Consider the following 24036-nt stretch of genomic DNA (forward strand, 5'->3'; position numbering starts at 1 on the left):
GGTGATCGGAGCCATACGTCGCCGGTATGGGCATCTGGCCGCCACCTAACTTCGCGAAGGCCCCCGGGGTTGCCCAAACCGGGCGAATGTTGCCGACCTACGGGGGGAGGGAGAACGAGGGCGGGACTCTTGCGGCGACTCCGAGACGCCGAATTTTATTCAGCCGCAACGAATTTCGACGCCGAGCAACGCGAAAGCCTCGACCATCACGACGATGACCGAGGCTCAAGCGGATATAGGTCGTCCGCTGGCATTCACTCTAGCCCCAACGTTCTCAGACCTCCGGCAAGTGCCTTCCGCGCGTGTCGCAGGCAGTGGTCGCCGACAGGATCACGTGCAACGAGCACGAACCACACCGAGCCGAGAACCGCGTCGACGACACGTGCCCCGAGGTCCTGGTCGACGAGCCAGCGAACTGCAACGGCTTCGCCAGGTCCGGGCAGCCGGCCTCGTGCTCGACACCATCGAGCCGCGGCAGCCGGGCCGTCAACGTCGGCTCCTACTCGTGAGCGCATGATCGACCCGGTTCACCCGCCGAAGCAATGGACTGCACAACACAACCAGCGCACGCCGCAGATCACTCCACGCCTCGACGTAGGTCGCAGCCTTCGGCCTTGGCATCAGTGGCTCCTACGTTGCGGACCGAAAGGACTGCGCTGCGCATCAAGCCCTCGCCGACGAGGGACGGCCGGACGATCGTCGTCGGCGGTCGACGCATCCGGCTCCGCGACGTTGAGCCCGACCGCGCGACCAATGGCGTGGTAGCTCGGAATCTGTCCATAGCTCGGGGCATCAGCGGCATGGAGCCCACCGAACGCAACTGCACGAATCCTCGACCAAGCCTCGGCCGCGGCCGCAGTAGGCAACGGCGCGCCGACGGGTGCGATGAACAGCTGTGCTTCGTCCCGGATGATGCGCAGTGGACGTCGTGGTTCACCGGTCGCTATCTCGTACGTGGACCAGGCACTCGGCAGGTCCTCCGTGAGAACCGCGAACTGTTCGAGTGCGTTGCTGATAGCCCGCCGCAGGAGGTCCGTCATCCAGTGCGCACGAGACAGGTAGTAGTCGCCGTCGGTGTCGTACTCGTGCGAGCCATCCGCACTCCACGACGCGGCATCGGCTGCCGACTCCCAATCGTCGATCACGTCGTCGGCATCCGCGAGGAAGTCGCCCACGTCACGCACCATCAGCCTCGGTCCTCACGGACAACCGATCCGTCGAGCGAACGGATCAACGTTGCCTCCTCCTCGAAGACGTGGAACCACAGCATCCCGCCGAGCCGGTACGTCGCGAGGTATCGGCCACCTGGTGGCTTCGGATTACCGGTGCCGTACACGTGCAGCACCCGCTCGACGAAGGGCGCGTCGGTGTCTACCTCGACCCACACCGTGAAGCCGTTCGACACACGGTCAGATGCGACGACGTGCTGTAGGAAGGTGGCCCCAGCTGGTACCTCGAGCGGGACGTCGTCCTCGGCCAGCAGGTCGTATCGCCAGATCGTCTTCATTGCTTCCTCCATGGTTCGGGGTTGGTGCCCGTCGCGGCGAGTACCTCGTCCGCGTCCCAGATGTTGATGGTTGCCCGGCCGAGCCGGACCTGATCGATGCGCTGCAGGCCGCGACGCTGTGCCCAGATCTGGAATGCCCGCTCGTGCACGTTCACCAGCTGAGCGGCCTGCGCTGTCGTCACTCGCCTCACGGCCAGTCACCCCACGGATCCTCGGACCCTTCCTGCAGGGCAGCCATCGGCCACGACGACCGGACACCGTGCTCGTCGACGCACGACGGGCGAAGGCAATGCACCTCATCCGACACCGGGTCGCGGCGCAGCGAGTCCGCCCAGCAGGTCGGGCACAGCCACGCGAGCCAGCGACGGCCGCCGGCACGGATGCGCCGGCACGACGAGTGCGCGCACGACGCGCATACTGGGCCGAGGCGACGGCCAGGTGTTGGTGGCCACCGGATCGCGTCGCACGACGGATGCCCGCACAGCAGCGACTCACACACCGGCCCGAAGTCGGGCAGCCAGTCGACGTCGGCGCGGCGATGGTCTGGGTTCGGCAGCTGCGGGAGCCGTTCGAGCGGGAGGTTGTGACCGATCAGCTCGAGGACGCGCTGATGCCAGCCGCGGACGCGTTCCTCGAGCTTGCCCTGCGTCCGGATCTCTCGCTCGCCGCGGATCCGCACACCGAGCGGGTGATCCCGGTCCGCGAGCAGACGCACCAGGCCCGGCAGCCCGTGCAGTGCGTGCCGGCCAGCGTCGGATAGTGCGACCGAGGAGCCGGGCACACGGGCGATCTCGACGCCGGCGATCGACCGACACGACGCATGCCCGCACCACGGGTCAGCGTGCACCGGCCCGAGAGACGGACGGGCCGGCCGCGGCCATACCGGTCGCAGCACAGCGACCGTGAACGGTTCCAGCTCCAACGCCACCCGCGCCTCACGCTGCGCAGCCAGCGCGCCGCGGAGGATCTCGTCCAGCAGCTCGGCCGCGGTCGACGACCACGGGGCCGGCGAACCGACCCGGCCACCACGGTTCAGCATCGACCGGCCACCGACCGAGCGGATCATCGACGGCGCGTCCGGTGCCGGCATCATCTCCTGCGCCGGCATCGACAGTTCGTCCAACCGATCCAGCAGCGGAGTGCGGGCGCCGAGAGTGTGCGAGCACCGCTGCCACCGGGTCGGCCGACACACGTGGTCGACCGGCACCTGGTCGCGCACACCCTTGAGCAGTTCGTCGACGACCTCCGCCAACGACTTCCGCCGCTGGAAGCCGATCACCGGGTCACTGCTGGCCGCGGTCACTGTCACTCTTGCTCCCCACACGTCGGATGCGTCCGCTCACCGTCGGCATACATCTGCTGATCCATCACCAGGCCGCACACCCGGCAACGCGGACGAGAATCCTTCACCGCGGCCAGCGGCCGATGACCACGCGGGCACGTCGCCGCGTGCGCCCGGTATGCCGGCTGGTCCAACGGCAGATCCTGATTCCCGGACACGAACGCGAGCACCTGCGATCCCGACGCCCGCAGGCGCACGTTGCCGGCGATCGTCGGTAACGGGTCCAACGGCATCGACCGGCCACGGGTCGTACGGACCCACCGCACCGGCTGGCCACACATACGACACGCGCTCGAGGCGTGGGCCGACGACGACCGCGCCGCCTTCTCCGTCGCGTCGAGCAACAACGCCGCGACCTCGGTCCACTCGACATCGGACAACGACGACGCACCACCGGCCTCGAGGAGCTCCGCTCGCATCCGGGGACCGGACTTGCCACGAAGCTCCGAGACGACCAGGCCGCGATCGACCGCGAGCCGTGCGATATCGCGGGCAGCCGGCGACATCAGCCGACCGTTCAACCGGGCGTTCACGCGACGACCCGATCCGGTGGCGAGCTCAACGCCTGCTCGACGACCTGCACCATCCGCTCGAGCAAGTCCTCGACCGATGGCTCCGGGACACGGATCAGCCGCTCACCCAAGATCGCCTGACGAGCCTGCACCGACTCACACCACGCGCAGGAGCGTTCACCCGCAGCGAAATGCGCAGCCGCACCAGCCTCAGAACCACACGTCAACCTGCGAGAAGCAGGGAACAACTGACCCATGAAGGATCACCTCCAAGACCGACGCCCAAGGCGACGACCAGAGGACGAACCCAGCAAGCCCACATGCCTGCCAGATCACCCACCACCCACCACAGGTAGACAGGTGCTACTACGAGCGCCGACGACCTCGACGGCCACGACGTGAAGAAGACACAGATCCCCCACCAGAGGACATGCGGGCTGCCTCCCCGCCCCTACCAGTCCCGACCCGACCCGGCAGCGAGGCTGGAAAGTTGTACTGACCTAGTTGGTCTGGCGGGGAGTGCCCAGTGCCGGACGCCCAATCGGGCGGTGGGTCGTTGCCACGTTGAGCGAACGCGGTATCCGAGCCGTGGCTCTCAGGTCGCGTCTGAGGGGGTGCAGCGGTGCCCGGCTCCGAAGATCCGGGTCGCGCGGGGTCTGCAGTCGTCGCAGTCACTGAGTCCGTCGACTCAGCTCGCGCACGGGGTCCTGCAGTCGTCGCGGTGGCCGAGTCCGTCGACTCAGCTCGCGCACGGAGTGCAGCGGTGTCCGGCTCCGAGGAACCGGGTCGCGCGGGTTGGGACACGGTCACGCCGTGCCGTTCGAGGTAGGCAAGAGTGTCCTTGCCATACAGGGGATTGAGCGGTGGCGGTAGCAGCCGAGCCGCTCTGGTCTCCACGTCCATGTCACCGAGCGACGAGTTGCAGCCACCACACGACACGACGAACGTGTCGACGGTCGCCGGGCTGCCGGGCACGGTGTGGTCGTATGTCGCGCCGCGAGCGCCGCGGCGGTCGGACCAGTTGACGGATCTGTTGCAGTACCGGCAGGCGTCGCCGTCGCGTTTGCGGACGGGCACGGTGAGCCGGGGGTTGCGGACGTCGCGGTGACGTTGCCGGTCCCATTCGACTTCAGCCTTGGAGCGCATGTGGACCAGGTCCGTGTCTTCGGCGATCGTCCAGTGCTTGTCGGACCGCCCGCCGTGCTCGATGAGGAGGCCAGCCTGCACTGCTTGGCGGAGCAGGAGCCGTGTGCGGGAACCGCCCAGGAGCTGCGCTGTGCCGAGGTCGATGCTGTAGTCCGTCATGAACGATGCCGACTGCGCTGACAGGCGGACCACGAAACCCGCGACCTCGTTCACGCTCCGCTCGTCCGTAGCCCGAAGCCCGAACACGGCCATCAGCCGCGGGTGTGTGGCGAACTTGTCGCCAACTCTGAGCCAGGGCACGGATCTCCTTCCACCGGAAGCGAATACAGACGGTCATGTGCGGGTGCGGTGTCATTTCCCCAACTCCGGGGGCGGCGGATCGTCACCGTCGCGGTAGAACCGGAGCACCTCGATCGCGTACCAGCCGCCGGGTGGGTACCAGGCGATGGTCCGGCCGACGCGAGCGTCGTGGATCCGCAGTGTTTCCCCGCTCTCGCGAGCGAGCACCGTGTAGGTGGCGAACAAGTGGATCCACGACCGCTTTTCCGTGTGGACGCGCAGATCCTGGATCGGGCACAGGTCAGAGTCGACGAGAAGACCGTCCTTGGAAACAGTGAACTCGGACATGTCAGGCCACCCCCAACGCGCGGGAGGCCCGTTCGACGATGTCCCACAGATCGCGCTGCCCGCCGTGCATGTCCGGGTGCGACGTGCGACGTGCACGCTTCACCAGGGCGACGTCGTCGAGGACCGCATGCTCCGTTCCGACGATCGAGAGCAGCTCGTCACGGGCCTGCGCCGGGGACCATTCCTGTCGGCCCTCGATCTGCCGGTAGCCGACGTACTGCTCGCCCGATTCCGTTGCGCCATAGCGATCCACGGCGCGCAGCGCCTCGAGCGTGCGCGCGATCGCGCGTATGTTGTGCTGCCACAGGATCCGCGATCCCTTGTTGCCCCAGGGCAATCCGTTGTATCGGTCGCAGCGGAACACCAGTGGGCCACGGCGTGACTCGAACGCGAGCGCCACGGCATTCGTGCCCAAGCGAGCGTCCGCGCGCAACTGGCCGTCCAGACGGAGATCCCGCTCGGTGCAATCGACCATCAGCACCGGGTCGTCCATGCGACGGTTCTGAAGGGCGGAGATTTCACGCTCGAGCAGGTCGAGCGTGTCCGACCAGGACGCGGTGAACTTCGATCGCTCGCGCGCCGAGGCTCCGATGAACGCCCGGTCAGTCAGGGGGCGGACCGTGAGCCTCATCGCTCGTGCCCGACAACGACGTTCGACTGCTTCAGCTCGTCTCGCAGCTGCTTCGCGACTGACACTGCGTCGGTGTCGCCGTTGATCGTGATCACAATCGGCTGCGACGCCTCGACGAGTGCCAGAGTCGCATGCACCTGCGCACGGGCGAGGAAACCCGCGGCGAGCGGATCGTCGGAGGTGCAGCGCTCTGCTTTCGCGAGATACCACCGAGCCCGGTGTTCGTGGCTTGGCTCTCGTTCGTCGATCATGAGTCCTTCTTTCCGGTCGCGACGACCCGTTGCAGTTGGGCTTTCCAGCCGACATACGCCGTCACCCGGGTAGCGATCGGCAGGTTGAGCCGGTAGCAGTCGTCGATGAACTCCTGCAGGTCGGCGAGGGTCATGCCCTCCTTCTTGTCGTCGGCGTTGCGCTCGGCGGTCATCTGACCAGCCATCACGGCTCCTCTGCTCGTATGTCTTCGATGTCGTCGAGCGGGTGCTGACCCGTCTCGATCCAGCGCCCGACGTCGACAAGGTCGTTGATGGTGCGGTGCTTCGGCAGAGCGCCCGACGAGTTGCTGAACGGTCCTGCGCTCTTGCCGTCCGCCAGCACTTCACGTGCTACTCGGATCACCTCGACGCGTGTCCGCTGGGCCTCGCTGAGAGTGCTCTTGGTCGTTGTCTGGTTCGTCACGATGCGTTCTCCTGATCTCCATTGATGAGCCCCTGCTCGAAGTCCGACCAGGAGTAGCCCCACACCTTCGGGACGTCGCGGATCCAGTTGGCCGCGACGGAGTAGTCGGCTGTGTCCTGCCAGGCAGGTGGGCGCGACGACAGGCTGAGCTCGGCGCTCAGGTCGAGCTCGTTGACCAGCACCAGCTGCGTCACGGTCATGCCCGCGAGCGCTTTGCGGATCCGGTCGGGCAGGCCCGGCTTGTCGAGGGAGTCCTGTGTCGCGTTCGGGAGCACCACTTCGGCGAGGACGCGCTGCTGCTTGATCGCCCACTCGGTCTTCCCGGCGAGGAGCCGTTCGAGCTTGCGCAGCACGAGCGACGTCGCGACCGCTTCGGCTTCGGGGGCGTCGAGCACCGTGCCGAGGAAGTGGCGGCGTGCGACTCCTGCGGCGTCGAGCTTCAGCTGCAGCTCGGCCCGCTCGCGTTCGTCCTGCTCGCGTTGCGCTTGGCGTGCGCCGCTCGCAGGCGCCGTGTTGGGCTTCGCGGGAGGGCTGTCCTCGGTCGCGTCGGGTTCGTCGTGGAGGTGCGGCTGTGAGCAGCACAGGTGCGTCATGAGGCCCCAGGATCCGGACTCGATCCACGCGAACGCGGCGGGGCAGTCAGCGTGAGCCGCGAGCGCGAGCCGGTCCCACTCGTCTTCGAAGTTGTCGGATGCCGGGTCGAGATCGGCCGCGGCTCCAACAGCGGAGCTGGGTAGGTACTCAAGCGCGGAGTACTCCTCGAGCTCGTCGACCTGCGCCTTGGTGAAGATCTCCACGCCTTTCGCGCGGACCTCTTTCTTCCACTTCGCGATCTCGCGCTCCTGCTGCTTGCGCTTCTCGACCCGGGCGAGGGCCTCCTCGAAGTTCCACTTCGACGCACCAGCGGCTTCCTGCAGCTCCTCCATCGCATCGGCGTCCTTGGCGAACTTCGCCATACGAGAGGCGTCTTCGAGCGTCAGCTGGCCCTCGCTGATCCGCTCACGTGCCGACTCAGGCAGACCGGCGACCTTCACCATGTCGGTGACCTTTCGCTTCGGCCGGGAGACACGCTGCGCGATCGTGGCCGCGTCCCACCCCAGGTCGAGGAGCTCCTGGTAGCCGTCGCCCTCCTCGACCGGTGTCAGGCCGGCGCGCTGCAGGTTCTCGACGAGCATCCGCGCGACCTGCTCCTCGGGCGACGACGAGGTCGGGAGGATCTCAGACTTGATCGTGGACCGGCCAGCAGCCTTCGCGGCCGCGTGACGGCGGTGGCCGTGGATCAGCAACCACTTGCGTCCGTCTGCTGGTGGGGCTTCGTTCTCGGGGAACGGTTCGACGACGATCGCCTCGAGGACGCCCTGCTCGGCGATCGATGCTGTGAGCTCCTTCAGGTCTCCGAGCGAGTGACGTGGATTGCGTGGGTTCGGGGCGATGTCGTCCGGGTCGAGGTACTCGATCCGCGACACGATCTCGGTCTTCGATGCCATGGCGGGTGTGCTCCCATTCGCGAATGATGTTGGTGCTTAGGTTGTTTCGGCGTGATTAGTCGAGATATCGCCACTCAATACGGGTCACGTCGTCGCCGTAGTGAATCCCTTGGGCGTCGACAAAGAACCGGTCCATGAAGTCATCCGGGTGCATGCCCGGGAATCCTTCGGCGATGACCTCGGGCCAGATCAGCCGACCGGCCTCGTCGAACTCATGCGGTCCAGCGACTGCGCAGAGCATCTGCCGACGGACGCTGACGACTTGCACCTCGGCGAGCCGCTCCAACGGCTCACCAGGCTTCCTCCCCTGCACCTTCCGGCACAGCGTCAGCCGGTCACCGACGTGCAGGAGGCGGCGACCGTTCTTGTCCAGCCACCAGCCCTTGCGGCGAGTGACGGTCTTGCGTCGCTCGACCACCGCATCACTGGTCATCGCGACCGACATCAGACGCGGCATCAGCGATCACCTGTTCCGCACGCCGGGCACGGCTTTGGCTCGTAGTGGTCGCCATGACGACCGTGGGTGATGATCAACACGACGCCACCACCGCCCGCGGTGCCGCACGTCCCGCAGGTCGTCGAGGTCAGTTCACTCATGTGGTTCCGCCTCGTGTCCGCCGAGCGCCTCCAACACGACGGGCAAGTCGTCCGGGGCGACGAGCACGTCGCGGGCCTTCGTGCCCTCCGATGGGCTGACGACGCCGTTCGCCTCCAGCTCGTCCATCAGCCTCGCTGCCCGAGCGAAACCGACACGTAGCTTCCGCTGCAGCATCGACGCCGATCCGAACTGTGTGTTGACCACGAGCTCGACGGCCTCCGACAGGAGTCCGCGATCGTCGGTGATCTCCTTCGACGCCTCGGCCGGCCCGGCGACTTCCGCGTCCGCTTCGCCCTCGACGACTGACAGCCACAGCGCCCGTTCCGGGGGCCGGTCAGGCAAGCGCGCGAGCCAGGCCGGCCACGCGTCGAGCGCGTCGTCGTCTTCGGTCAGGAACCGGTCGCGTATGTCGCGTGTGGCGACGACGCCGATGAAGCTCTCACCGACCGTTGCCAGGCCGACGAACTTCTCGTCGGCTAGCCCGACAAGGCGCAGCACCGGCGGTGCGTTATAGGCCTTCGCAGCCGTTACTAGCGCCTGCAAGGCGGCAGCCGACAGGCCGAGCGGCTCGGCGGCATACCTCGCCGAGTCGACGTGTTCGGCGCGGTGCGCGAGACCGCCGACATACCCCGGCAGATCGGGGAAGTGCTTCGGGTCGTCTGCGAGCGGTACCGACAGCGACTCGTCACCGGCGAACAGGCCAGAGACGTCCGACGTCACCAACGTGTCGTCCTGGACGTCAAACAGGACGGTCTGCTCAACGTCCTCACCAGACACCTTCCGGGTCTTGTGGACGGCGAGGATCTTCTTCACCTCGTCCGGCGTCAGGTCGAAGGTGAACGAGTCGCCGTCGTCGCCGCGATCGCGGCCATACGACAGGTCATCACTGCCCATCGTCGACACGACGGCCAGGCCGGCGGTGTAACCCGTGGTCGCTGCGATCGTCAGATTCACCTCGCCCGGCCAGAACCGGACCCGGGACAGATCCGTCCCATCGGCCGCGCCGACGCCATACGGCAGTACCGCCACGAGCGCACGGCGAAGGTCCCGCAGCTCTACCTGGAACTTCATGCCGTCGCCTCCTGCTGCTCGGCCATCTGGCGACGGAGGTGCGTGCGTTCGCCCGGGGTGAGTCCGCCCCACACACCGTGACGTTCCTTTCGGCTCAGTGCATCGTCGAGGCATTCGGTGATGACCGGACAGGAGCGGCATACCTGCCTTGCCTGCGCTGCGGTGTCGTGATCGCCCCGATTCGGGAAGAACAATTCCGGATTCTGTTGCCGGCAAACGGCTTTGGTCTTCCACTCTTGATCGGCATCGCCGAACAGCAGTGCTTGCCCGGTCATTGGTCGACTTCGTTCGGTTCGTGCCCGTCTGCATAGGTGATCGGCATGCCGATCGCGATCGCTACGTCGCGCTCGACGTTGGCGCCGCGGGAGTGCCACCAGTCCTCGAGCATGTGGATCGAGTCGCAGCCCAGGAGCGCGAGGAGATCCGTGCGCATGTAACACGCTGACGACGTGTGAGCGGCGACCGAGTCACCGGGCGAGTAGCCGGGAGCGCACGGCCGACCATCGTGGGTGAGCGGCGCGACCATGAACGGGTTCACCGGCGTCTTGCCCTGCTCGATCAGGACCTCCGCTGCTAGCGAGAACTTCGTCACGGCGTCGGGGACGCCCGAGATCGGACCGGACAGGTAGACACGCTCCCGTGTCGTCGTGCGACGTTCGATCGCGCCAACCCATGCGACCGCGACCGCGGCCACCTGCAGCAGCTCCTCCTTCAGGGAGCGCGGCTCGGTCTCGGCGAAGGCCTCAGCGACCTCCTCGAGCAAGATGTCCGACCACGTACCCACGCCGAACTGATGATTGCGATTGCACGCGTCGCGGGCAGCATCTGCCACTCCTGTCGAATCGGTCTCGTGAAAGAGCGGTGATTCCAGTGCGCGCCACGTGCTCTGGTTGTCGCCAGTGCCGTCCGGATGGTTCTGCTCGCCCCACTTCATGTCCTGCGCGGTTCGCTCACGCGCGACCCGAGCCAGATTCTGAATGTCCTGCAGGGTCGTCATGGCCGATCACCCGCCTCGGCGTCCAGTGCGTCGGCGTAGGCACGGAGCGCGTTTGCCGCAGTCGACGAGTACTTCCGCAATCTGCGGGCCACCGACCGTGCGAACTCAGCATCCCGCCCACCGAATGCCCTTCTCGGCAGGGCGATTTCGTCGTCGCCCAGGACACGCAACGGCTCAACCTTGGTCACGCAGGAGTCGTGGAATGGCCGAGATGACAGAAGTTGCGACCCGCCAGGCCACCACTCGCCTCTGAGTCCACGCGTGCACAGGGCTGTGGTCCCGTCGTGGAAGGTGACATAGGCCGGTGTCCCTGCTGCGCACTCCGGCTTCGGCGGGTCCAACTCGTCAATGCGGACGGCAAGGTCCAGAGGGTCGGCCGCCCAATTGTTGTAGTCATCAAGGATGAGCCGGTACGCGTCGGCGAGTTCTTCGTCAGTCGGCATCGTGAGCTCCGATCCGGGCGACCGGTATGCAGCGTGTGCAGAGCACCGGCGCCGCCGAGTCACCGGCGACGGGGGTGAGGTCGCCACACACGTCACACGGCAGCGGAGTGACAGAGGGGCCGTCTACCCACGCCATCAGCTCGCGACGGAAAGCGATCAGAGCGAGCAAGGCGAGCAAGATCAGCAACGCGCCACCGTTGAAAGCACCCATCAGCGCATCTCCTTCGCAGAGCGCGCCGCGATCGCGGCCGATCGACGCAACCTGTTGAGGCGAGCCGACCAGGGCAAGAGCGCGTCCTCGATCTGCGCCGGCGTGAGATCACGACGACGGATCACCGGCAGGAGGGACGTGATCGCCTGCTTCTCGCGCTCCGCGGCGACCTTCGTCAACCGGGTCGACAGATCGTCGAGGGAATCTGCGTAGACGTTCATGCCGTCCTCCCGAGGTCGTACTCCGCGTCCGACGTCCGCCAGGAGCAGCGCCGGCACGCCGACATCACCAGCAACGGCACCGGAGAGTGCACGAGGTCGTATGCCGAGCGGTCACCGCAGCGCGGGCACGGACCGGTATGCGGCTGCAGTGTGAGAGGGGACGCGGTCGCGGTTGCGATCAGCAGCTCGTTCACCCGGACCTCCAGCGTGGCAACGCCGTTATCCAGCGCGATGAGGTCGACCGCGAGCGCCTTGCGGTCCCACCACTGCGCAAAGCGGGCGAGGACGCGGCCGCGGAGAACGGTGCTCGGAGGGGTGGAACACACGATGAGGTTGCGCATCGGCGAGATCCGAGAGCCGCTGAACTCGATCAGGGCGAAGTCCTCGCGGGGCCGGGTCGTCGGCTTCCACCGCTTCATGACGCGTTCCTCGACTGGCCGCGAGTCGCGTGCCGGAATGCCTTCTTCGACAATGGCTTTCGCGTGGGACGGCGATACGGGGTGTTTCCGCGAGTGCCGGGCTCGCCTTGCTCGCTGATGAACACCCGTGAGCGGGGTTCCTTCTTGAGGTAGCCGACGCCGGCCACGAACTCCATGTCGGGCTTCGGCTGATACTTGCTGGCCATCGGGTAAATTCCCTTCCAGTTGGGCGGGTCCCTGGTTGCCGTCGTGGGTCGATGAGCGAATGACCGGGGCCCGTTCTTCTATGTGCGGGGTAAGGGGTGGCGGCGCGGGCTCTTCGCGCAGCAGGGGGGAGGAGCAACGCCCGCCCGCGCCGCCGTTCCTCGTCAGCCAGGGGAGCCAGACGAGGAAGTTCGGTTGCGGATCTTCGCGACGGCGTAGCCTGCGAGCACTCGACCCCAGTGGAAAGGCCCGTGCGCATGGAGATTCGACTTCTGACGTGGCGTTTGCCGGATTACGCCGTGCCCGCTCCGGACGCCGAGGCTGCCGTGATGGTCGCCCTGACGGACGAGCCCAACAAGGAGACAGCGGAGATGCTTGCGGATCCCGCATGGGGCGTCGTGAGTCACAACGTGACGTACGACCCCGACGGTCCGATCTTGACCGTGCTGTTCCGGCGCCGCTAATACACGAGGGCTACTCGCCGGCTGCTGACCGACCTGCACCCACGGCATCAGGACGCCGCCTTCGCGCGGCGAGTCGAGGCCCGCTCTCTGCGTCGCCGCTCGGCGTCTAACTCACGCTTTACCCGATCCACCTCCGCACGGGTGAAGAGGAAAGCGCCGGTGCGTCCAGGCAGCTTTCCGGTCGGCTCGATCCGACCACTCCGAACCCATCGAGTGAGAGTGCTGCGATCGATCCCGAGAACCGAGCACGCTTGAGGGGTGATCAGAGCGCCCAACTCATCTGCCGTGTTCATGTGCATATGCAAATGTACAAGCTTGTGAAAGTCAAGCGGGGCAGGCATTTGGGCGTGTTGGCTGAGCGGTCTTCCGGTGTGCATGAGCATGTGCAATACTCACCGCATGAGTACAGCACCGATAGGGCGCTCCGACCTGGAATTTGACCTCGCCGATCGCCTTCACAAGTCTCTGCGAGTGTCGGGAAAGACCGCGTTGCAGATCGCGGCGGATCTCGGGGCACACCGAAACACGGTGGCGAACTACCTGGCTGGTCGCAGTCGGCCAGGTCGGCCTGCTCTTGCCGGCTGGGCACTAGCGACTGGAGTCCCCCTGACCTGGCTTGAGTCCGGTGACTCAGGGCCAAGTGGCGGGGGAAGTGCCAGCCTGGCTACTCAGGTGTCGAGAGGTTCCGTCGGTGCTATTCGCGAGGCGATCACTCAGGTTCTCGGGATCAGCGTCGACATGATCACTTTCGCCGTCATCGCTGAGGCACTCGGTGCGCACGACGTCAAGACCCTGGGCGAGAACGGGTTCACTTCCTGGGTCGTGGCGACTGCTTCGGGATTTGACGCCGACGAACTCGACGTTGCGCGCTACGTGCCTGCTTACATCGACAAGAACGGCCTGGCGAAGGAACTTCGCCAGGCCGTGGAAGCGTGCACCCGTAGGGATTCGAACCCCAAACCTTCTGATCCGTAGTCAGATGCTCTATCCGTTGAGCTACGGGTGCTTGCCGCGCGGTGACCGCGCAACGCCTGGGATACTCTACCCGAGCAATCGCCCAGGAGCGAAATCGGCCCGTTTCCCGCCGATCCGCTCCGTCGTGGTCAGGCTCCGAATGGCGCCACCGGCATACCGCCGACGCCCGGCTCGACGGCGAATACCGCTCCGGCCAGGGGCTGTTCGCCGTGCGGAACCTTCTCCCGAGTCGTCGTGACATAGAGCGTCCGGAGGTCGTCACCGCCGAACGTGCAGGCAGTGACATTGGTGACACCGGGGATCTCGACGACCTCGCTGAGCTGTCGGTTGACGTAGCGGTGCACGGCGGAGCCGCCATACAGCGCGACCCAGACGCCGCCCTCCTGGTCGATCCACAGGCCGTCCGGGCTGCCCTGCACGTCGTCGGGCAGCGCCACCCACGGTCGCCGCTCGGTCAGGCCCGTCTCCGGCTCCCAGTCGAACGCCCAGATGGTGCGCGTCGGGGTGTCGTTCAGGTATGCCGTCGTGCCGTCCGGCGACCAGCCGATGCCGTTGGAGATCGTGAGATCGTGCAGGACCGGCGACGCCATACCCTCCGTCGTGAGCAGGTAGAGCGAGCCGCCGCCGGGGCGTTCGTCATACGCCATCGTGCCGCAGTAGAAGTTGCCCATCGGGTCGCAGCCGCCGTCGTTGAACCGCACCGACTCGTCGTTCCAGATCGGCTGCATGACCTGCAGGTCGGACAGGTCGTTGTTGTTCGCGAGTGCGAAGCCGCGCTCCAGGGCGATGACCGCCCCGCCGGCGCCGCGGGGCCGCATGGCTGCGGCGACCTTGCCGACGTGGATGCGCTCGACGTCGTCGCCGCGCGCGATGAGCACGTCACCGGCGAGCATGTCGACGTAGCGGAGTTCGCCGGGTCCGTCGAGCGACCATTCCGGCCACCAGATCGGTCCCTCGGCGTGGAAGGCGTGGGGCTTGGCGATGGGTTCGGCGCGCATGTGTCTCAGCCTATGGGGACGACCGGGCGGGCGAGGAAGTGGCGACAGTAGCGAGTGACTCGCCCGGATCTCGTGCTGCGGGCGAGGAAGTGACGACAGTAGCGAGTTGGTCGGCCGCTAGACCTTTTCGGCTTCCTGGGTCTGCGGGTCCCACTTGGTGATGTGCGCGGCCTCCCAGCCGCGGGCCTTCATCGCCTCACGCGCCTTGCCGCGGTATGTCGGGGTCAGCCGCTCGACGTACAGCTTGCCGTCGAGGTGGTCGGTCTCGTGCTGCAGGCAGCGCGCCAGTGTTCCGCCGGTTGCTTCGACGACGACGTCGTTGCCGTCCAGGTCGATTCCGGTGACCTTCGCCCAGGTCGAGCGCGGCGTCGGGAACCACTCGCCCGGAACGGACAGGCAGCCCTCGGCGCCGTCCTCGGGCGACGGGTCGCCGGGCGGCACGGCGCCCTTCTCGAGCTTGGGGTTGATCACCACACCCCGCTGGTCGACGCCCGACTCGTCGGCGCAGTCGTAGACGAAGATCCGCAACCGCACGCCGACCTGATTGGCGGCGAGCCCGGCGCCCTGGGCCGCGTCGAGGGTGTCGAACATGTCCTGCACCAGCGTGCGGATCTCCGGAGTGATCTCCTTGACCCGCTTGGTGGGCTGGTGCAAGGCCTTGTGCCCGATGACGGTAATCGGACGGACTGCCATGATCTTCAACTCCAGAGGCTCGTGCTCGCGCCGGACGTGTTCCGGGCGCTGACTCGACCACGAAGGTTATCCGGCGGACGGTGCCGCCGTCGCCACGGGCGCTCAGTCGTCGGACAGGTCGCGCGGCCGACGCGGCCGCGTCGGCGGGTCCTCACGGCCCCAGCCGACGTCGCCCTCGTGCCCGAAAGCCGGTGGCGGTTCGTCCTTCGCACGGCGCAGGACCCGCTCGCGCAGCCCGCTGCGGCGCGGGCGCTCCGGGCGCGGCAGGAAGCTGCCGATCGGCCGGACCGGCAGATTCGTCGGATCGTCCTCGTAGGTGGCCTTCGAGCGACTGGCGGCAAGTTGCAGGTGCAGGAAGGGATCGGTCTCGTCGGCGGAGCGCTTCTCGTCCGTGCCGGCCGACGTGGTGCCGTTCGGGTCGTCCTCGCCGAAGATCTCGCCGACGATGGCCAGGTAGGTGCCCTTGGCGTCGCGGATGAAGTCGATGCGGCGCAACGCCTGCTCCCGGCCGGCGCTCTCCAGGATGAACTGCCCGTAGCCGAGCAGCTGGCCCAGGACGTTCCGGTTGAACGACATGTCGGTCACTTTGGCCAGCGGCATCATCGCGACGCGGCGGTTGATGACGCCATACATCATCAGCAGCCGTTTGTCGGTCGCCATGAACCAGTCGAACCGCCACACCACCAGCCGTATGACGGCGTACGCCAACAGGATGAACCAGAGTTTCCAGGCGAAGTCGGTGAGCACACCGAGTTTCGCGGGTGCGGAGAAGCCGGCGATCAGCGCCAGGAAGAAGCCGACCACGGCCATGGCCACGGGCTGGCCGATCGCCGCCCAGTGCTGTCGCTGCGCGACGACGATCGTCTCGTCGTCCAGCAGGAAGCGCGCCATCGCCGACTCGGCGCGTGGATCGACGTGATCCATCGCCCGGCAGACCTAGTTCGGCGCGTACAAAGTCATTGGACAGTCGCTCCGCGCCTGACCAACGACTTTGTCCACATCCGCACCTGCTTCATTTTTGATCCACTGCACTAGCCGTTGAGGATCTTGTCGAAGAACTTGCCGATCTGGTCGACGCCGTTGGTGATGATCGACCAGATGTTGTGCACGATGTCGGCAGAGCGGTCCGGCGACGTGAAGATCGCGTAGGCGATGAAGGCGACCACCAGCCAGATCACGACCTTGCGGACCTTGTCCAGGGCCATCATTCCTCCGGCATTCATGAGTTCGGCGCGCGGTGGGCGCACGGGTCTTCCTGAAGATTGTGACAGATGTGACTGTTGTGACGACTGCTTGGCGCCCGTCGGGTGTGTCGTATGGCGGGCGTGGCGACCTCACGGTACTCCTACGGGAGGGGGCGCACTGGCTAGGATGTGTGGTCGCTTCTGCGGCATTCCGCACCGTTCGATCCGGAGACTGCCAGATGTCGACCTCATCCGACCGCTCGCTCGACCTGCGGTTGCGCGACGCGCTCGATGCCGCTGCGGCAGGTGTGCCGCGCGCTCCGCTGGCCGCGTCCGTGGAGCGACTCATCGGTCGCTACCGACAGGGCGGCGCCGCCTCCGCACCGATCCTCGCGAGTCCGACCGACGTGCTGGCCTATGCCCTCTACCGGATGCCGGCGACACTCGCCGCGTGCTCGAACATGTTCCGGCAGAGTGCTTTCCGCCTTCCGGACATCGGATCAGTCACCGATCTCGGTGGCGGCACCGGCGCGGCCGCCTGGGCCGCTCAGGGCGAATGGCCGGACGCTCGGATCACCGTGCTCGACCAGGTCGGCGAGGCGTTGACCCTCGGCCGGAAGTTGCGCGTGGCCCAGGTCGGATCGGTGGATTTCGCGCGATGGCAGGCGGGTTCGCCGGTGCCGGCGGCCGATCTGGTGACCGTGTCCTACGTGCTGTCCGAGCTGGAGGACGCTGCGCAGGCGGACCTGATGCACGCCGCGCTGGGCGCCGCGAAGCGGGCGGTTGCCATTGTCGAGCCCGGAACGCCGAGCGGGCACCAGCGGATCCTGGCGGCCCGGCAACTGCTGCTCGACGCCGGCTGGCAGATCGTCGCACCCTGCCCGCACCAGTCGGGTTGCCCCGTGCGGCAACCGGATTGGTGCCACTTCAGCGCTCGCGTCGAGCGGTCGTCCGTGCACCGGCAGCTCAAGGGTGGCGAGCTCGGGCACGAGGACGAGAAGTTCTCGTATGTCGTCGCCGTGCGACCGGGTATGGCGGAGTCGGACACTGATGCGGCGCGGGTGCTGCGGCACCCCGTCAAGCGCAAGGGTCTCGTCGAACTGCAGCTGTGTCGACCGGACGGGTCCGCAGGCCGTGAACTGGTGACCAAGCGGCTCGGGGCGTCATACAAACAGGCACGGGACGTGCGCTGGGGCGACGAGTGGGAGCCCACTGCCAAATAACTCTTTGACAGTCGCAGACACGGCGCGCCATACTGCCAAACATGTCTTTGGAGGATGAGGCGCTCAGTGAGCTGCGCGCATCTGCGCATCCCGTCCGGCTGCGGATGATGTCGATGCTCACCGGTGCCCCGATGAGCGCCGCCGAGCTGGCCCGCGAGTTGGACATCACTCAGGCGAACGCGAGCTACCACCTGCGCACGCTGGCCAAGGCCGGGCAGGTCGAGGTGGCCGAGACCGAGTCGGTGCGGGGCGGCCAGGCGAAGAGGTACCGATACCGGTATACGGGGGAGAGCGGCCGGAGCACCGACACGGCGCGACCGGTGAGGTCGGCCGATCCCGACGAGTGGCGGCTCTACATCGACGTGCTCCACCAGGAGCTCGTGCGCCGATCGGCGCAGCGCGTCGATGGCCGGGCGCTCAGCGCGGATGCCGAGGTGTGGCTCACCCCGGAGACCTGGCTCAGGGCATTGGAACTCGTCAAGGAGGCGTCGCGATTGGTGCACGAGGAGGCATTGCGGCCGCACGCCGCCGGATCGGTCCACGTGAACTTCCAGGCCGAACTCTTCCGGATGCAGGACGAGCGCGATGCACCGGACGGTGCGCAATGAGCGAGCGAACACGCACACTGGACGTGTTGCGCGGCAAGGACTTCCGGTGGTTCTTCCTGTCCCGGTCGGTCAACATCGTCGGCAGCATGATGACGCCGGTGACCGTGGCCTTCGCGGTGCTGCACATCGACAACTCCTCGGAGTCGCTCGGCACCGTGCTGGCGGCGGAGATGGCCGCGAGTGTGCTCTGTCTGCTCTTCGGTGGTGTCATCGCCGACCGGCTGCCGCGCCGTGCCGTCATGCAGACCTGCTACCTGGCGATGGCGGCGATCCAGCTCAGCATGGCCCTGTCACTGCAGCGGGGCTGGGCGACGGTCGGCTTGATGATCGTGCTCGCGGCGCTGTCCGGTGGCGTGAGCGCGTTCTCGATGCCGGCCCAGCAGGGCCTGATCCCGCAGCTGGTGCCGAAACATCAACTCCAGCAGGCGGATTCACTGATGGCCTTCGTGCGCAACGGCGCGACGTTCATCGGGCCGGTGCTCGGCACGACCCTGGTCGTGACGACCGGTCCCGCCTTGGCGCTCGCGATCGACGGCGTCACCTTCGTGGTGGCGGCAACCTTGCTGGCGAGGATCGCCCTGCCGACCGCGAAGCGGACCGAACGGACCTCGATCTTCGTCGAATTGCGCCACGGTTGGGGCGAATTCACCTCGCGCACCTGGCTGTGGGTGATCGTCGCAGCGTTCGGCGTGCTCAACGCCATTCACGTGGGCGCGTGGATCGTCGTCGGGCCGGTCGTCGCCAAGAACGATCCGACACTCGGCATCCGCGGATGGGGCCTGGTCGTGGGTTCCGAAGCTGTCGGCATGCTCGTCATGTCGGTGATCCTGCTCCGCTGGAAGCTGCGCCACCCGCTCCGGGCGGGCATGACCGGGATGTTGTGCTTCGCCATACCGTTGCTGATGTTGGGGATTCACCCGGCGACGCTGCCGATGATGGGCGTCGCGTTCGTCAGCGGCATGGGGACGCAGGTCTTCAGCACCGGGTGGACGGTGGCGATGATGGAGCGCATCCCGAGTGCGGTGCTGTCGCGGGTCTCCAGCTACGACATGCTCGGGTCGTTCGTCGCCATACCGATCGGCAGTCTGACGTTCGGCTGGTTGGCAAGCACGATGGACGTGGAGACCCTGCTGATCGGAGCAGGCTGTGTCTACATCGCGATCGTGAGCGTGACCCTGCTCGTGCCGTCGATCCGTCGGCTCGGCCGGCTCGCCGACGAGGAGCCGGCGGTCGTCAAGGCCGCCTGACTCAGACGACCCCGTAGAGCCGGTCACCGGCGTCGCCGAGTCCGGGCACGATGTAGCCGTTCTCGTTGAGGCGCTCGTCGATCGCGCCGGTCACCAGGGTGATCGGGATGTTCAGGTCGGACAGCTCATCCTCGACCGCCTTGATGCCCTCGGGCGCGGACAACAGGGTCACCGCGGTGATGTCGTCGGCCCCGCGATCGGCGAGATAGCGGATCGCCATCGCGAGCGTGCCGCCCGTCGCGAGCATCGGGTCGAGCACGTAGCACTGACGACCGGACAGGTCGTCCGGCAGGCGGTTGGCGTAGGTGATCGCTTCGAGCGTCTCCTCGTTGCGCTGCATGCCGAGGAAGCCGACCTCCGCGCTGGGCAGCAGGCGCACCATGCCCTCGAGCATGCCCAGGCCGGCGCGCAGGATCGGCACGACGAGCGGCTTCGGGGAGGACAGCTTGATGCCGGTGGTCGGCGCCACCGGCGTCTCGATGTGGAACGGCTCGACACGCACCTCGCGGGTCGCCTCGTAGGCCAGCAGGGTGACGAGCTCCTCGGCGAGACGCCGGAACGTCGGACTGTCGGTGCGCTTGTCACGCAGGTAGGTCAGCTTGTGGGCGATCAGGGGGTGCTTGGCCAGCTCGACACGCATGGCGCAAACTCTAGTCGTGCCCGCGCCCGATGTTTACGACGAATGGATGGGCCTGGCGCTGCGCCAGGCCGGTATGGCGCTCGCCACGGACGACGTGCCGGTCGGCGCCGTCGTGCTCGACAGCGCCGGAACGGTCGTCGGTGCGGCACCGAATCGACGCGTCGCCGACAGCGACCCGTTGGCGCATGCCGAGATCGTCGCGATCCGGTCGGCCGCGGACACGTTCGGGCATTACCGGCTCGACGATTGCACGATGGTCGTGACGCTGGAGCCGTGCCTGATGTGTGCCGGCGCGATCATGCAGTCGCGCATCTCACACATCGTCTTCGGGGCGTGGGATCCCAAGGCCGGCGCCTGCGGCAGCGCGTGGGATGTCATCGCGGACAACACGAGCCCGCACAAACTGGACGCCGTGGGCGGCATACGCCAGCAGGAGTGTGCGCAGCTGCTGACCGACTTCTTCCGGGCGCGGCGGAAGGCGAAACGCTCCGCGGACTGAGCGGTATGGCGGTCAGCGCTTGCGGTTGATCGCCTGCATCGCGACGTAGCCGATGCCGAGCACCACCGCGGCGGTGATGGCCAGCCACAGCAGCTTGAAGATCGCGGGCACCACGATCAGCAGGATGAGCAGCACGACGACGACCTTCGCCGAGGTGGGCCAGTCACTCATGGGAGCTCCTTGATCGGGATGGAACTCCAGTTTCGCATGGCACGTCCGTCGATGCTGGTGAGTCCTGAAAAGCGTTGCTGTCCAACGCGATCGGCGGTGTAGCTATTGCGTCGGCGCGTCGCTTCTCGTGGAATTCCTCCCACGGCAGCCACTTGTCGCTCAGCGCCGTCTCGACGTCGACACCCATCCGGTGCGCGACCAGCAGCGCCATCGCCACCACGTCCGCGCACTCCGCTGCGACGGCATCGTGCCGCTGTTGCTCCGTCAGATTGCGGTCACGACCTCGGCCGCCGGCGACCAGCCACGCCTGGCTGAGTTCGCCCACCTCCTCCATCAGTTTCAACAGCATCCAGTCGGGCGTACGGTCCACGGCATACACCTCGGCGTACCCCGCGGAGACGTTCTCCAGACGGCTGGTCCACTCGGCGATGTCCACGGCTGCTCAGCTCTGTTGTGCCGGGCGCTGCGCGAGGACGTACGCGCGCTCGGTCGGGATCTCCACGCCCGGATGCGGCATCCGGGTGGTGACCGAGACGATGTCGAGCCCGGCGTCCGCGATCTCGTCGATCACCTGGTCCGGATCGAGGAAGTGTCCGCTGATGTCAACGCTGTGCCCGAACCACGTCTGGAGGTGTTGCGTCTGCCCCGGAGCGAATTCCTCGCTGCGGATGTGGAACGACACCAGGGCGATACCGCCCGGCTGCAGTGCTCGGAAGACCTGCGCGAAGGTCCGGGCCCGCTCGGTCGTGCTGAGGTTGATGATCGCGTAGAGCAGCACGGCGCCGGCCAGGCTCTGGTCCGGAGCGGTCAGGTCGGTCATCGATTCGACCCGGAACTCGACGTCCGGGTTCTCCGTCCGGGCGATGTCGATCATCGCCGGCGAGATGTCGACGCCGAGCGGCGTGGCACCCAGGGATGCGAGGTACTGGGTGACGTGGCCCGGCCCGCAGCCGATGTCCGCAATCCGGCCGCCGTCACACATCTCGACGACCGCCGCGAGCAGCGCACGGTCCAGCGGTTTGCCCGCCAGTTCGTCGCGCATCGCCTCGGCGTATTCCGCCGCCACGGCGTTGTATGCCGCCGCGACCTGGCTGTCGGTGTATGCCGTTGTGTCCAGGCTGTCGGACGTGGACTCGCTCGTCATACGACCAATCTAGGCGCTGCGCCGCCGGTCGGGTATGGCCGCCCGCTCGACGCCCTGAGCAGTGAGCCGTCGCGAACGCCCCGTGCGGGGCTCGGGCGGACTAGCGTCGATCGTTGGTCAAGGTTCGTAGGTGAGGAGTCGTGGTGCGTCGTCTGGTGAGTGTTGTGGGAGTGTCCGTCCTGTCCGCTGGTATGGCGCTCGCCGGTGCCACCGGCGCGAGTGCTGCGTCCGGGCGTGCGGTGAGCGGGGTGATCGAAACCTCCGGCGGTGACACGGTTTCCGCGCAGCCGTCGGTGTCACGTCCTGACACGAAACACTGCACGGTGACGCTCGCCGATCACTTCATGTCGAACGCAGCAGACTTGTCGTCGCAGCTCTACTCGGGCACCGTGCAGGTCCCCGACAAGTGCAAGGGGCCGTGGTCGAAGGTCGTGCTCGACTCGACCACGTCGGTCTCCGGGCGGCAGTACGACCGGTCCGGCGAGCTCGAGATCGGTGGCGTGCCAGTGTGGTTCGGCACCACCCAGGAGCCGAACGGCGCCACGCCGACGACGTTCTCCTTCAGCAAGGACATCACCGAGTTCAGCGCGTTGTTCAAGACTCCGCAGCAGTTCTCCGGCGGCTACACCAACTACATGTCGGACGTCTACACCGGCAACTACGACCAGACGGTCACGATCACGTTCTATATGGCCGATCGGAAACATCCGGCACCGAACGTCCCCGATCGCGTCGTCGGCGTGCCCGTCGCCGACCTGACACCGAACAGCCCCACCGCCTCCGCCACCTTGAGCGATCTGCCGCGCAACATCACCCGCGCCGAGCTCGAGACGACGTTGAAGGGCAATGGCTGCGACGAGCAGTGGTTCACCGCCGTGCCGGATGCGGTGGCGGACAAGTTCCCCGGCGCCGGGCTGTGTGCAGCGGGTGCCTACCGCGAAGCCACCGTCGGTGTCGACGGCACCCCGGCCGGAGCTGTCGGGACGTTCCCGCACATCTACTCCGGTGGCATCGTGCCCACTCTGTGGCGGCCGGTCGTCGCGATCGACACGCTCGACATGCGCACCGAGTCCTTGGACCTGACGCCGTTCGCCGGCCGGTTGGTGGATGGCAAGACGCACTCGATCTCGTTCGGTATCAACCCGATCGGTGACACCTGGAACGTCCGGGCCGCCCTCTTCCTGTGGACCGATCACCACCGGTCGCAGACATCGGGTGCTTTGACGAGTGACGGTGTCGCCGCAGCGCCGAGGACGCGGACGACTGCGGGTGACCCGGTCGACGGGACGGTGAAGTATGCCGAGACCGCGCACCGCTCCGATCGGATCAGCGGGTATGTCGACACCTCCGCCGGCCGCGTCGTGACGACCGTGAACACCGCTCGTAACTGGTCGAACTCGGGCAGTGTCGGTGATTCCGGGATGGTCCAGAACATCACCCAGCAGGACGAGATGTCATCGCAGTCGGTCTCGCGTGTCGGCCACCGGATCGTGCGCAGCTCGTCGCTGAACGAGTCCTACCCGATCACCGTCGACTACTCCGCAGCCGACTACGTCGACGATCAGAACTTCTCGCTGAACGGCACCGTCGACATGACCCAGCGGGTCGCCAGCTCCGTGCGTGACGGCAGCTGCCACGTTCGCCGCGGATGGGACTGGAACGTCACGTCATACGGCATTCTCGCCCGCAAGGACGGCACGACCAGCGAGTCCGACGGACACTCGAGCACGAGCTACGTCGGCACCGACGACAACGGTCGGCCGTACCGGCACCGGATCACCACGAACCACGGCCAGGTCGTGATGGACGAGCGACACTGAGCCGTACGACCGCGGTGGAAGCTGGTCGAGTATCGAGACCTGGCGAGGTCTCGATACGGCCTCGCCCAGCGGCTCGCCCTACTCGACCCGCTTGGGTGTGGGGTTTCGATACGGCCTCGCCCAGCGGCTCGCCCTACCCGACCGGCGTGGGGGTGGGGTCTCGATACGGCCTCGCCCAGCGGCTCGTCCTACTCGACCGGCGTGGGTGTGGGGTCTCGATACGGCCTCGCCCAGCGGCTCGCCCTACTCGACCCGCTTGGGGCTCGCCGTGCTCGACCG

General features: G+C 67.0%; 36 protein-coding genes, 1 tRNA gene and 1 pseudogene. 7 read left to right on the forward strand and 31 right to left on the reverse strand.

Annotated elements, in window-relative coordinates; translation table 11 throughout:
• Window positions 1–620 precede the first annotated feature (620 nt).
• The 6 genes from ACZ50J_RS02300 to ACZ50J_RS02325 are packed head-to-tail and all read right to left on the reverse strand — an operon-like array spanning window position 621 to window position 3513.
• On the reverse strand, window positions 621–1187 hold the full coding sequence (locus ACZ50J_RS02300) for a hypothetical protein (protein ID WP_464299674.1): 567 nt from the start codon (window positions 1185–1187) through the stop codon (window positions 621–623).
• Window positions 1187–1507 (reverse strand): DUF7352 domain-containing protein, encoded by a 321-nt coding sequence (locus ACZ50J_RS02305; RefSeq protein WP_464299675.1) that lies wholly within the window; start codon window positions 1505–1507, stop codon window positions 1187–1189. Before ACZ50J_RS02305 ends, ACZ50J_RS02300 begins: the two co-directional genes overlap by 1 nt.
• Window positions 1504–1698: a hypothetical protein gene (locus ACZ50J_RS02310; protein WP_464299676.1), complete on the reverse strand. Its 195-nt coding sequence runs from the start codon at window positions 1696–1698 to the stop codon at window positions 1504–1506. Before ACZ50J_RS02310 ends, ACZ50J_RS02305 begins: the two co-directional genes overlap by 4 nt.
• The gene (locus ACZ50J_RS02315; protein WP_464299677.1) at window positions 1695–2816 is read right to left on the reverse strand and encodes a hypothetical protein; all 1122 of its coding nucleotides are present in this window, start codon (window positions 2814–2816) and stop codon (window positions 1695–1697) included. Before ACZ50J_RS02315 ends, ACZ50J_RS02310 begins: the two co-directional genes overlap by 4 nt.
• Window positions 2813–3382 (reverse strand): hypothetical protein, encoded by a 570-nt coding sequence (locus ACZ50J_RS02320; RefSeq protein WP_464299678.1) that lies wholly within the window; start codon window positions 3380–3382, stop codon window positions 2813–2815. Before ACZ50J_RS02320 ends, ACZ50J_RS02315 begins: the two co-directional genes overlap by 4 nt.
• Window positions 3379–3513, reverse strand: a complete 135-nt coding sequence (locus ACZ50J_RS02325) for a hypothetical protein (RefSeq protein ID WP_464299679.1) — start codon at window positions 3511–3513, stop codon at window positions 3379–3381. Before ACZ50J_RS02325 ends, ACZ50J_RS02320 begins: the two co-directional genes overlap by 4 nt.
• Before the next feature lie 749 nt (window positions 3514–4262).
• On the opposite strand from ACZ50J_RS02325, the gene ACZ50J_RS02330 reads away from it, so the two are divergent.
• Window positions 4263–4469, forward strand: a complete 207-nt coding sequence (locus ACZ50J_RS02330) for a hypothetical protein (protein WP_464299680.1) — start codon at window positions 4263–4265, stop codon at window positions 4467–4469.
• A 389-nt stretch (window positions 4470–4858) separates the two neighbouring features.
• Here the strand turns inward: ACZ50J_RS02330 and ACZ50J_RS02335 are convergent, their stop codons facing one another.
• The 15 genes and pseudogenes from ACZ50J_RS02335 to ACZ50J_RS02405 all read right to left on the reverse strand — a co-directional run bounded on the left by ACZ50J_RS02335 (window position 4859) and on the right by ACZ50J_RS02405 (window position 12093).
• Window positions 4859–5134, reverse strand: coding sequence for a hypothetical protein (locus ACZ50J_RS02335; protein WP_464299681.1), 276 nt, complete (start codon window positions 5132–5134; stop codon window positions 4859–4861).
• Window position 5135: 1 nt separating this feature from the next.
• A complete protein-coding gene (locus ACZ50J_RS02340; protein WP_464299682.1) occupies window positions 5136–5765 on the reverse strand; it encodes a hypothetical protein in 630 nt (209 codons plus the stop codon).
• Window positions 5762–6016: a hypothetical protein gene (locus ACZ50J_RS02345; protein ID WP_464299683.1), complete on the reverse strand. Its 255-nt coding sequence runs from the start codon at window positions 6014–6016 to the stop codon at window positions 5762–5764. The genes ACZ50J_RS02340 and ACZ50J_RS02345 overlap by 4 nt, the downstream gene beginning before the upstream one ends.
• On the reverse strand, window positions 6013–6201 hold the full coding sequence (locus tag ACZ50J_RS02350; RefSeq protein WP_464299684.1) for a hypothetical protein: 189 nt from the start codon (window positions 6199–6201) through the stop codon (window positions 6013–6015). Before ACZ50J_RS02350 ends, ACZ50J_RS02345 begins: the two co-directional genes overlap by 4 nt.
• Window positions 6201–6440, reverse strand: coding sequence for a hypothetical protein (locus tag ACZ50J_RS02355; RefSeq protein ID WP_464299685.1), 240 nt, complete (start codon window positions 6438–6440; stop codon window positions 6201–6203). Before ACZ50J_RS02355 ends, ACZ50J_RS02350 begins: the two co-directional genes overlap by 1 nt.
• Window positions 6437–7927 (reverse strand): ParB/RepB/Spo0J family partition protein, encoded by a 1491-nt coding sequence (locus ACZ50J_RS02360; protein ID WP_464299686.1) that lies wholly within the window; start codon window positions 7925–7927, stop codon window positions 6437–6439. The genes ACZ50J_RS02355 and ACZ50J_RS02360 overlap by 4 nt, the downstream gene beginning before the upstream one ends.
• 55 nt (window positions 7928–7982) lie before the next feature.
• Window positions 7983–8384: a hypothetical protein gene (locus tag ACZ50J_RS02365; RefSeq protein ID WP_464299687.1), complete on the reverse strand. Its 402-nt coding sequence runs from the start codon at window positions 8382–8384 to the stop codon at window positions 7983–7985.
• Between the two features lie 132 nt (window positions 8385–8516).
• Window positions 8517–8792: pseudogene (locus ACZ50J_RS02370) on the reverse strand (DNA translocase FtsK); the annotation flags it as partial.
• Window positions 8793–9592: 800 nt separating this feature from the next.
• Entirely contained in the window at window positions 9593–9871 is a 279-nt protein-coding gene (locus tag ACZ50J_RS02375) for a WhiB family transcriptional regulator (protein ID WP_464299688.1), read from the reverse strand.
• Window positions 9868–10593, reverse strand: coding sequence for a DUF4406 domain-containing protein (locus tag ACZ50J_RS02380; RefSeq protein ID WP_464299689.1), 726 nt, complete (start codon window positions 10591–10593; stop codon window positions 9868–9870). The genes ACZ50J_RS02375 and ACZ50J_RS02380 overlap by 4 nt, the downstream gene beginning before the upstream one ends.
• The gene (locus ACZ50J_RS02385) at window positions 10590–11036 is read right to left on the reverse strand and encodes a hypothetical protein (RefSeq protein ID WP_464299690.1); all 447 of its coding nucleotides are present in this window, start codon (window positions 11034–11036) and stop codon (window positions 10590–10592) included. The genes ACZ50J_RS02380 and ACZ50J_RS02385 overlap by 4 nt, the downstream gene beginning before the upstream one ends.
• Complete coding sequence (locus ACZ50J_RS02390) at window positions 11026–11247, reverse strand: hypothetical protein (RefSeq protein ID WP_464299691.1); 222 nt, start codon at window positions 11245–11247, stop codon at window positions 11026–11028. The genes ACZ50J_RS02385 and ACZ50J_RS02390 overlap by 11 nt, the downstream gene beginning before the upstream one ends.
• On the reverse strand, window positions 11247–11468 hold the full coding sequence (locus ACZ50J_RS02395; RefSeq protein WP_464299692.1) for a hypothetical protein: 222 nt from the start codon (window positions 11466–11468) through the stop codon (window positions 11247–11249). Before ACZ50J_RS02395 ends, ACZ50J_RS02390 begins: the two co-directional genes overlap by 1 nt.
• Window positions 11465–11887 carry a hypothetical protein gene (locus ACZ50J_RS02400; protein ID WP_464299693.1) on the reverse strand — a complete coding sequence of 141 codons (423 nt, stop codon included), beginning with the start codon at window positions 11885–11887 and terminating at the stop codon, window positions 11465–11467. Before ACZ50J_RS02400 ends, ACZ50J_RS02395 begins: the two co-directional genes overlap by 4 nt.
• Complete coding sequence (locus ACZ50J_RS02405; protein ID WP_464299694.1) at window positions 11884–12093, reverse strand: hypothetical protein; 210 nt, start codon at window positions 12091–12093, stop codon at window positions 11884–11886. Before ACZ50J_RS02405 ends, ACZ50J_RS02400 begins: the two co-directional genes overlap by 4 nt.
• A 255-nt stretch (window positions 12094–12348) precedes the next feature.
• On the opposite strand from ACZ50J_RS02405, the gene ACZ50J_RS02410 reads away from it, so the two are divergent.
• Window positions 12349–12555 carry a hypothetical protein gene (locus ACZ50J_RS02410; RefSeq protein ID WP_464299695.1) on the forward strand — a complete coding sequence of 69 codons (207 nt, stop codon included), beginning with the start codon at window positions 12349–12351 and terminating at the stop codon, window positions 12553–12555.
• 47 nt (window positions 12556–12602) lie between these two features.
• Here ACZ50J_RS02410 and ACZ50J_RS02415 read toward each other — a convergent pair whose 3' ends face one another.
• From ACZ50J_RS02415 to ACZ50J_RS02440, 6 genes are all read right to left on the reverse strand, one after another.
• Window positions 12603–12938 carry a helix-turn-helix domain-containing protein gene (locus tag ACZ50J_RS02415; protein ID WP_464299696.1) on the reverse strand — a complete coding sequence of 112 codons (336 nt, stop codon included), beginning with the start codon at window positions 12936–12938 and terminating at the stop codon, window positions 12603–12605.
• Between the two features lie 550 nt (window positions 12939–13488).
• A tRNA-Arg gene (locus tag ACZ50J_RS02420) sits at window positions 13489–13561 on the reverse strand.
• A gap of 97 nt (window positions 13562–13658) precedes the next feature.
• Window positions 13659–14528, reverse strand: coding sequence for an SMP-30/gluconolactonase/LRE family protein (locus ACZ50J_RS02425; protein WP_464299697.1), 870 nt, complete (start codon window positions 14526–14528; stop codon window positions 13659–13661).
• Between the two features lie 117 nt (window positions 14529–14645).
• Entirely contained in the window at window positions 14646–15221 is a 576-nt protein-coding gene (def, locus tag ACZ50J_RS02430) for a peptide deformylase (RefSeq protein ID WP_464299698.1), read from the reverse strand.
• A gap of 102 nt (window positions 15222–15323) precedes the next feature.
• A complete protein-coding gene (locus ACZ50J_RS02435; RefSeq protein ID WP_464299699.1) occupies window positions 15324–16145 on the reverse strand; it encodes a PH domain-containing protein in 822 nt (273 codons plus the stop codon).
• A gap of 107 nt (window positions 16146–16252) precedes the next feature.
• Entirely contained in the window at window positions 16253–16468 is a 216-nt protein-coding gene (locus ACZ50J_RS02440) for a hypothetical protein (RefSeq protein ID WP_464299700.1), read from the reverse strand.
• 176 nt (window positions 16469–16644) lie between these two features.
• Here ACZ50J_RS02440 and ACZ50J_RS02445 point away from each other — a divergent pair, with 176 nt between their 5' ends.
• Genes ACZ50J_RS02445 through ACZ50J_RS02455 form a run of 3 tightly spaced genes read left to right on the forward strand, consistent with a single transcriptional unit; the run spans window position 16645 to window position 19483 of the window.
• Entirely contained in the window at window positions 16645–17628 is a 984-nt protein-coding gene (locus tag ACZ50J_RS02445; RefSeq protein ID WP_464299701.1) for a small ribosomal subunit Rsm22 family protein, read from the forward strand.
• Window positions 17629–17669: 41 nt separating this feature from the next.
• Window positions 17670–18236, forward strand: a complete 567-nt coding sequence (locus tag ACZ50J_RS02450) for an ArsR/SmtB family transcription factor (protein WP_464299702.1) — start codon at window positions 17670–17672, stop codon at window positions 18234–18236.
• Window positions 18233–19483 carry an MFS transporter gene (locus ACZ50J_RS02455; protein ID WP_464299703.1) on the forward strand — a complete coding sequence of 417 codons (1251 nt, stop codon included), beginning with the start codon at window positions 18233–18235 and terminating at the stop codon, window positions 19481–19483. Before ACZ50J_RS02450 ends, ACZ50J_RS02455 begins: the two co-directional genes overlap by 4 nt.
• Before the next feature lies 1 nt (window position 19484).
• Here ACZ50J_RS02455 and upp read toward each other — a convergent pair whose 3' ends face one another.
• Window positions 19485–20123 carry a uracil phosphoribosyltransferase gene (upp, locus tag ACZ50J_RS02460; protein ID WP_464299704.1) on the reverse strand — a complete coding sequence of 213 codons (639 nt, stop codon included), beginning with the start codon at window positions 20121–20123 and terminating at the stop codon, window positions 19485–19487.
• 16 nt (window positions 20124–20139) lie between these two features.
• Between upp and tadA the strand changes: the two genes are divergently transcribed.
• Window positions 20140–20622 (forward strand): tRNA adenosine(34) deaminase TadA, encoded by a 483-nt coding sequence (gene tadA / locus ACZ50J_RS02465; protein WP_464299705.1) that lies wholly within the window; start codon window positions 20140–20142, stop codon window positions 20620–20622.
• A gap of 12 nt (window positions 20623–20634) precedes the next feature.
• Here the strand turns inward: tadA and ACZ50J_RS02470 are convergent, their stop codons facing one another.
• The 3 genes from ACZ50J_RS02470 to ACZ50J_RS02480 are packed head-to-tail and all read right to left on the reverse strand — an operon-like array spanning window position 20635 to window position 21937.
• Window positions 20635–20793, reverse strand: coding sequence for a hypothetical protein (locus tag ACZ50J_RS02470; protein WP_464299706.1), 159 nt, complete (start codon window positions 20791–20793; stop codon window positions 20635–20637).
• The gene (locus ACZ50J_RS02475; protein WP_464299707.1) at window positions 20786–21229 is read right to left on the reverse strand and encodes a phosphoribosyl-ATP pyrophosphohydrolase; all 444 of its coding nucleotides are present in this window, start codon (window positions 21227–21229) and stop codon (window positions 20786–20788) included. Before ACZ50J_RS02475 ends, ACZ50J_RS02470 begins: the two co-directional genes overlap by 8 nt.
• A 6-nt stretch (window positions 21230–21235) precedes the next feature.
• Complete coding sequence (locus ACZ50J_RS02480; protein WP_464299708.1) at window positions 21236–21937, reverse strand: class I SAM-dependent methyltransferase; 702 nt, start codon at window positions 21935–21937, stop codon at window positions 21236–21238.
• A 155-nt stretch (window positions 21938–22092) separates the two neighbouring features.
• Between ACZ50J_RS02480 and ACZ50J_RS02485 the strand changes: the two genes are divergently transcribed.
• Complete coding sequence (locus ACZ50J_RS02485) at window positions 22093–23757, forward strand: peptide-N4-asparagine amidase (RefSeq protein ID WP_464299709.1); 1665 nt, start codon at window positions 22093–22095, stop codon at window positions 23755–23757.
• The last annotated feature ends 279 nt before the right edge of the window (window positions 23758–24036 follow it).

It is taken from the genome of Flexivirga sp. G2 (assembly GCF_055397625.1).

Excerpts from the sequence above, each read along its gene's own strand:
- ACZ50J_RS02395 (WP_464299692.1), bottom strand. The coding sequence starts at position 11,468 with ATGAACGTCTACGCAGATTCCCTCGACGATCTGTCGACCCGGTTGACG.
- ACZ50J_RS02365 (WP_464299687.1), bottom strand. The coding sequence starts at position 8,384 with ATGCCGCGTCTGATGTCGGTCGCGATGACCAGTGATGCGGTGGTCGAG.
- ACZ50J_RS02330 (WP_464299680.1), top strand. The coding sequence starts at position 4,263 with ATGTCACCGAGCGACGAGTTGCAGCCACCACACGACACGACGAACGTG.
- ACZ50J_RS02340 (WP_464299682.1), bottom strand. The coding sequence starts at position 5,765 with ATGAGGCTCACGGTCCGCCCCCTGACTGACCGGGCGTTCATCGGAGCC.
- ACZ50J_RS02445 (WP_464299701.1), top strand. The coding sequence starts at position 16,645 with ATGTCGACCTCATCCGACCGCTCGCTCGACCTGCGGTTGCGCGACGCG.
- ACZ50J_RS02415 (WP_464299696.1), bottom strand. The coding sequence starts at position 12,938 with ATGCTCATGCACACCGGAAGACCGCTCAGCCAACACGCCCAAATGCCT.
- ACZ50J_RS02345 (WP_464299683.1), bottom strand. The coding sequence starts at position 6,016 with ATGATCGACGAACGAGAGCCAAGCCACGAACACCGGGCTCGGTGGTAT.
- def (WP_464299698.1), bottom strand. The coding sequence starts at position 15,221 with ATGGCAGTCCGTCCGATTACCGTCATCGGGCACAAGGCCTTGCACCAG.
- ACZ50J_RS02455 (WP_464299703.1), top strand. The coding sequence starts at position 18,233 with ATGAGCGAGCGAACACGCACACTGGACGTGTTGCGCGGCAAGGACTTC.
- ACZ50J_RS02360 (WP_464299686.1), bottom strand. The coding sequence starts at position 7,927 with ATGGCATCGAAGACCGAGATCGTGTCGCGGATCGAGTACCTCGACCCG.
- ACZ50J_RS02305 (WP_464299675.1), bottom strand. The coding sequence starts at position 1,507 with ATGAAGACGATCTGGCGATACGACCTGCTGGCCGAGGACGACGTCCCG.
- ACZ50J_RS02390 (WP_464299691.1), bottom strand. The coding sequence starts at position 11,247 with ATGGGTGCTTTCAACGGTGGCGCGTTGCTGATCTTGCTCGCCTTGCTC.
- ACZ50J_RS02300 (WP_464299674.1), bottom strand. The coding sequence starts at position 1,187 with ATGGTGCGTGACGTGGGCGACTTCCTCGCGGATGCCGACGACGTGATC.
- ACZ50J_RS02450 (WP_464299702.1), top strand. The coding sequence starts at position 17,670 with ATGTCTTTGGAGGATGAGGCGCTCAGTGAGCTGCGCGCATCTGCGCAT.
- ACZ50J_RS02380 (WP_464299689.1), bottom strand. The coding sequence starts at position 10,593 with ATGACGACCCTGCAGGACATTCAGAATCTGGCTCGGGTCGCGCGTGAG.
- ACZ50J_RS02405 (WP_464299694.1), bottom strand. The coding sequence starts at position 12,093 with ATGGCCAGCAAGTATCAGCCGAAGCCCGACATGGAGTTCGTGGCCGGC.
- ACZ50J_RS02400 (WP_464299693.1), bottom strand. The coding sequence starts at position 11,887 with ATGAAGCGGTGGAAGCCGACGACCCGGCCCCGCGAGGACTTCGCCCTG.
- ACZ50J_RS02435 (WP_464299699.1), bottom strand. The coding sequence starts at position 16,145 with ATGGATCACGTCGATCCACGCGCCGAGTCGGCGATGGCGCGCTTCCTG.
- upp (WP_464299704.1), bottom strand. The coding sequence starts at position 20,123 with ATGCGTGTCGAGCTGGCCAAGCACCCCCTGATCGCCCACAAGCTGACC.
- ACZ50J_RS02470 (WP_464299706.1), bottom strand. The coding sequence starts at position 20,793 with ATGAGTGACTGGCCCACCTCGGCGAAGGTCGTCGTCGTGCTGCTCATC.
- ACZ50J_RS02480 (WP_464299708.1), bottom strand. The coding sequence starts at position 21,937 with ATGACGAGCGAGTCCACGTCCGACAGCCTGGACACAACGGCATACACC.
- ACZ50J_RS02335 (WP_464299681.1), bottom strand. The coding sequence starts at position 5,134 with ATGTCCGAGTTCACTGTTTCCAAGGACGGTCTTCTCGTCGACTCTGAC.
- ACZ50J_RS02385 (WP_464299690.1), bottom strand. The coding sequence starts at position 11,036 with ATGCCGACTGACGAAGAACTCGCCGACGCGTACCGGCTCATCCTTGAT.
- ACZ50J_RS02350 (WP_464299684.1), bottom strand. The coding sequence starts at position 6,201 with ATGGCTGGTCAGATGACCGCCGAGCGCAACGCCGACGACAAGAAGGAG.
- ACZ50J_RS02410 (WP_464299695.1), top strand. The coding sequence starts at position 12,349 with ATGGAGATTCGACTTCTGACGTGGCGTTTGCCGGATTACGCCGTGCCC.
- ACZ50J_RS02425 (WP_464299697.1), bottom strand. The coding sequence starts at position 14,528 with ATGCGCGCCGAACCCATCGCCAAGCCCCACGCCTTCCACGCCGAGGGA.
- ACZ50J_RS02375 (WP_464299688.1), bottom strand. The coding sequence starts at position 9,871 with ATGACCGGGCAAGCACTGCTGTTCGGCGATGCCGATCAAGAGTGGAAG.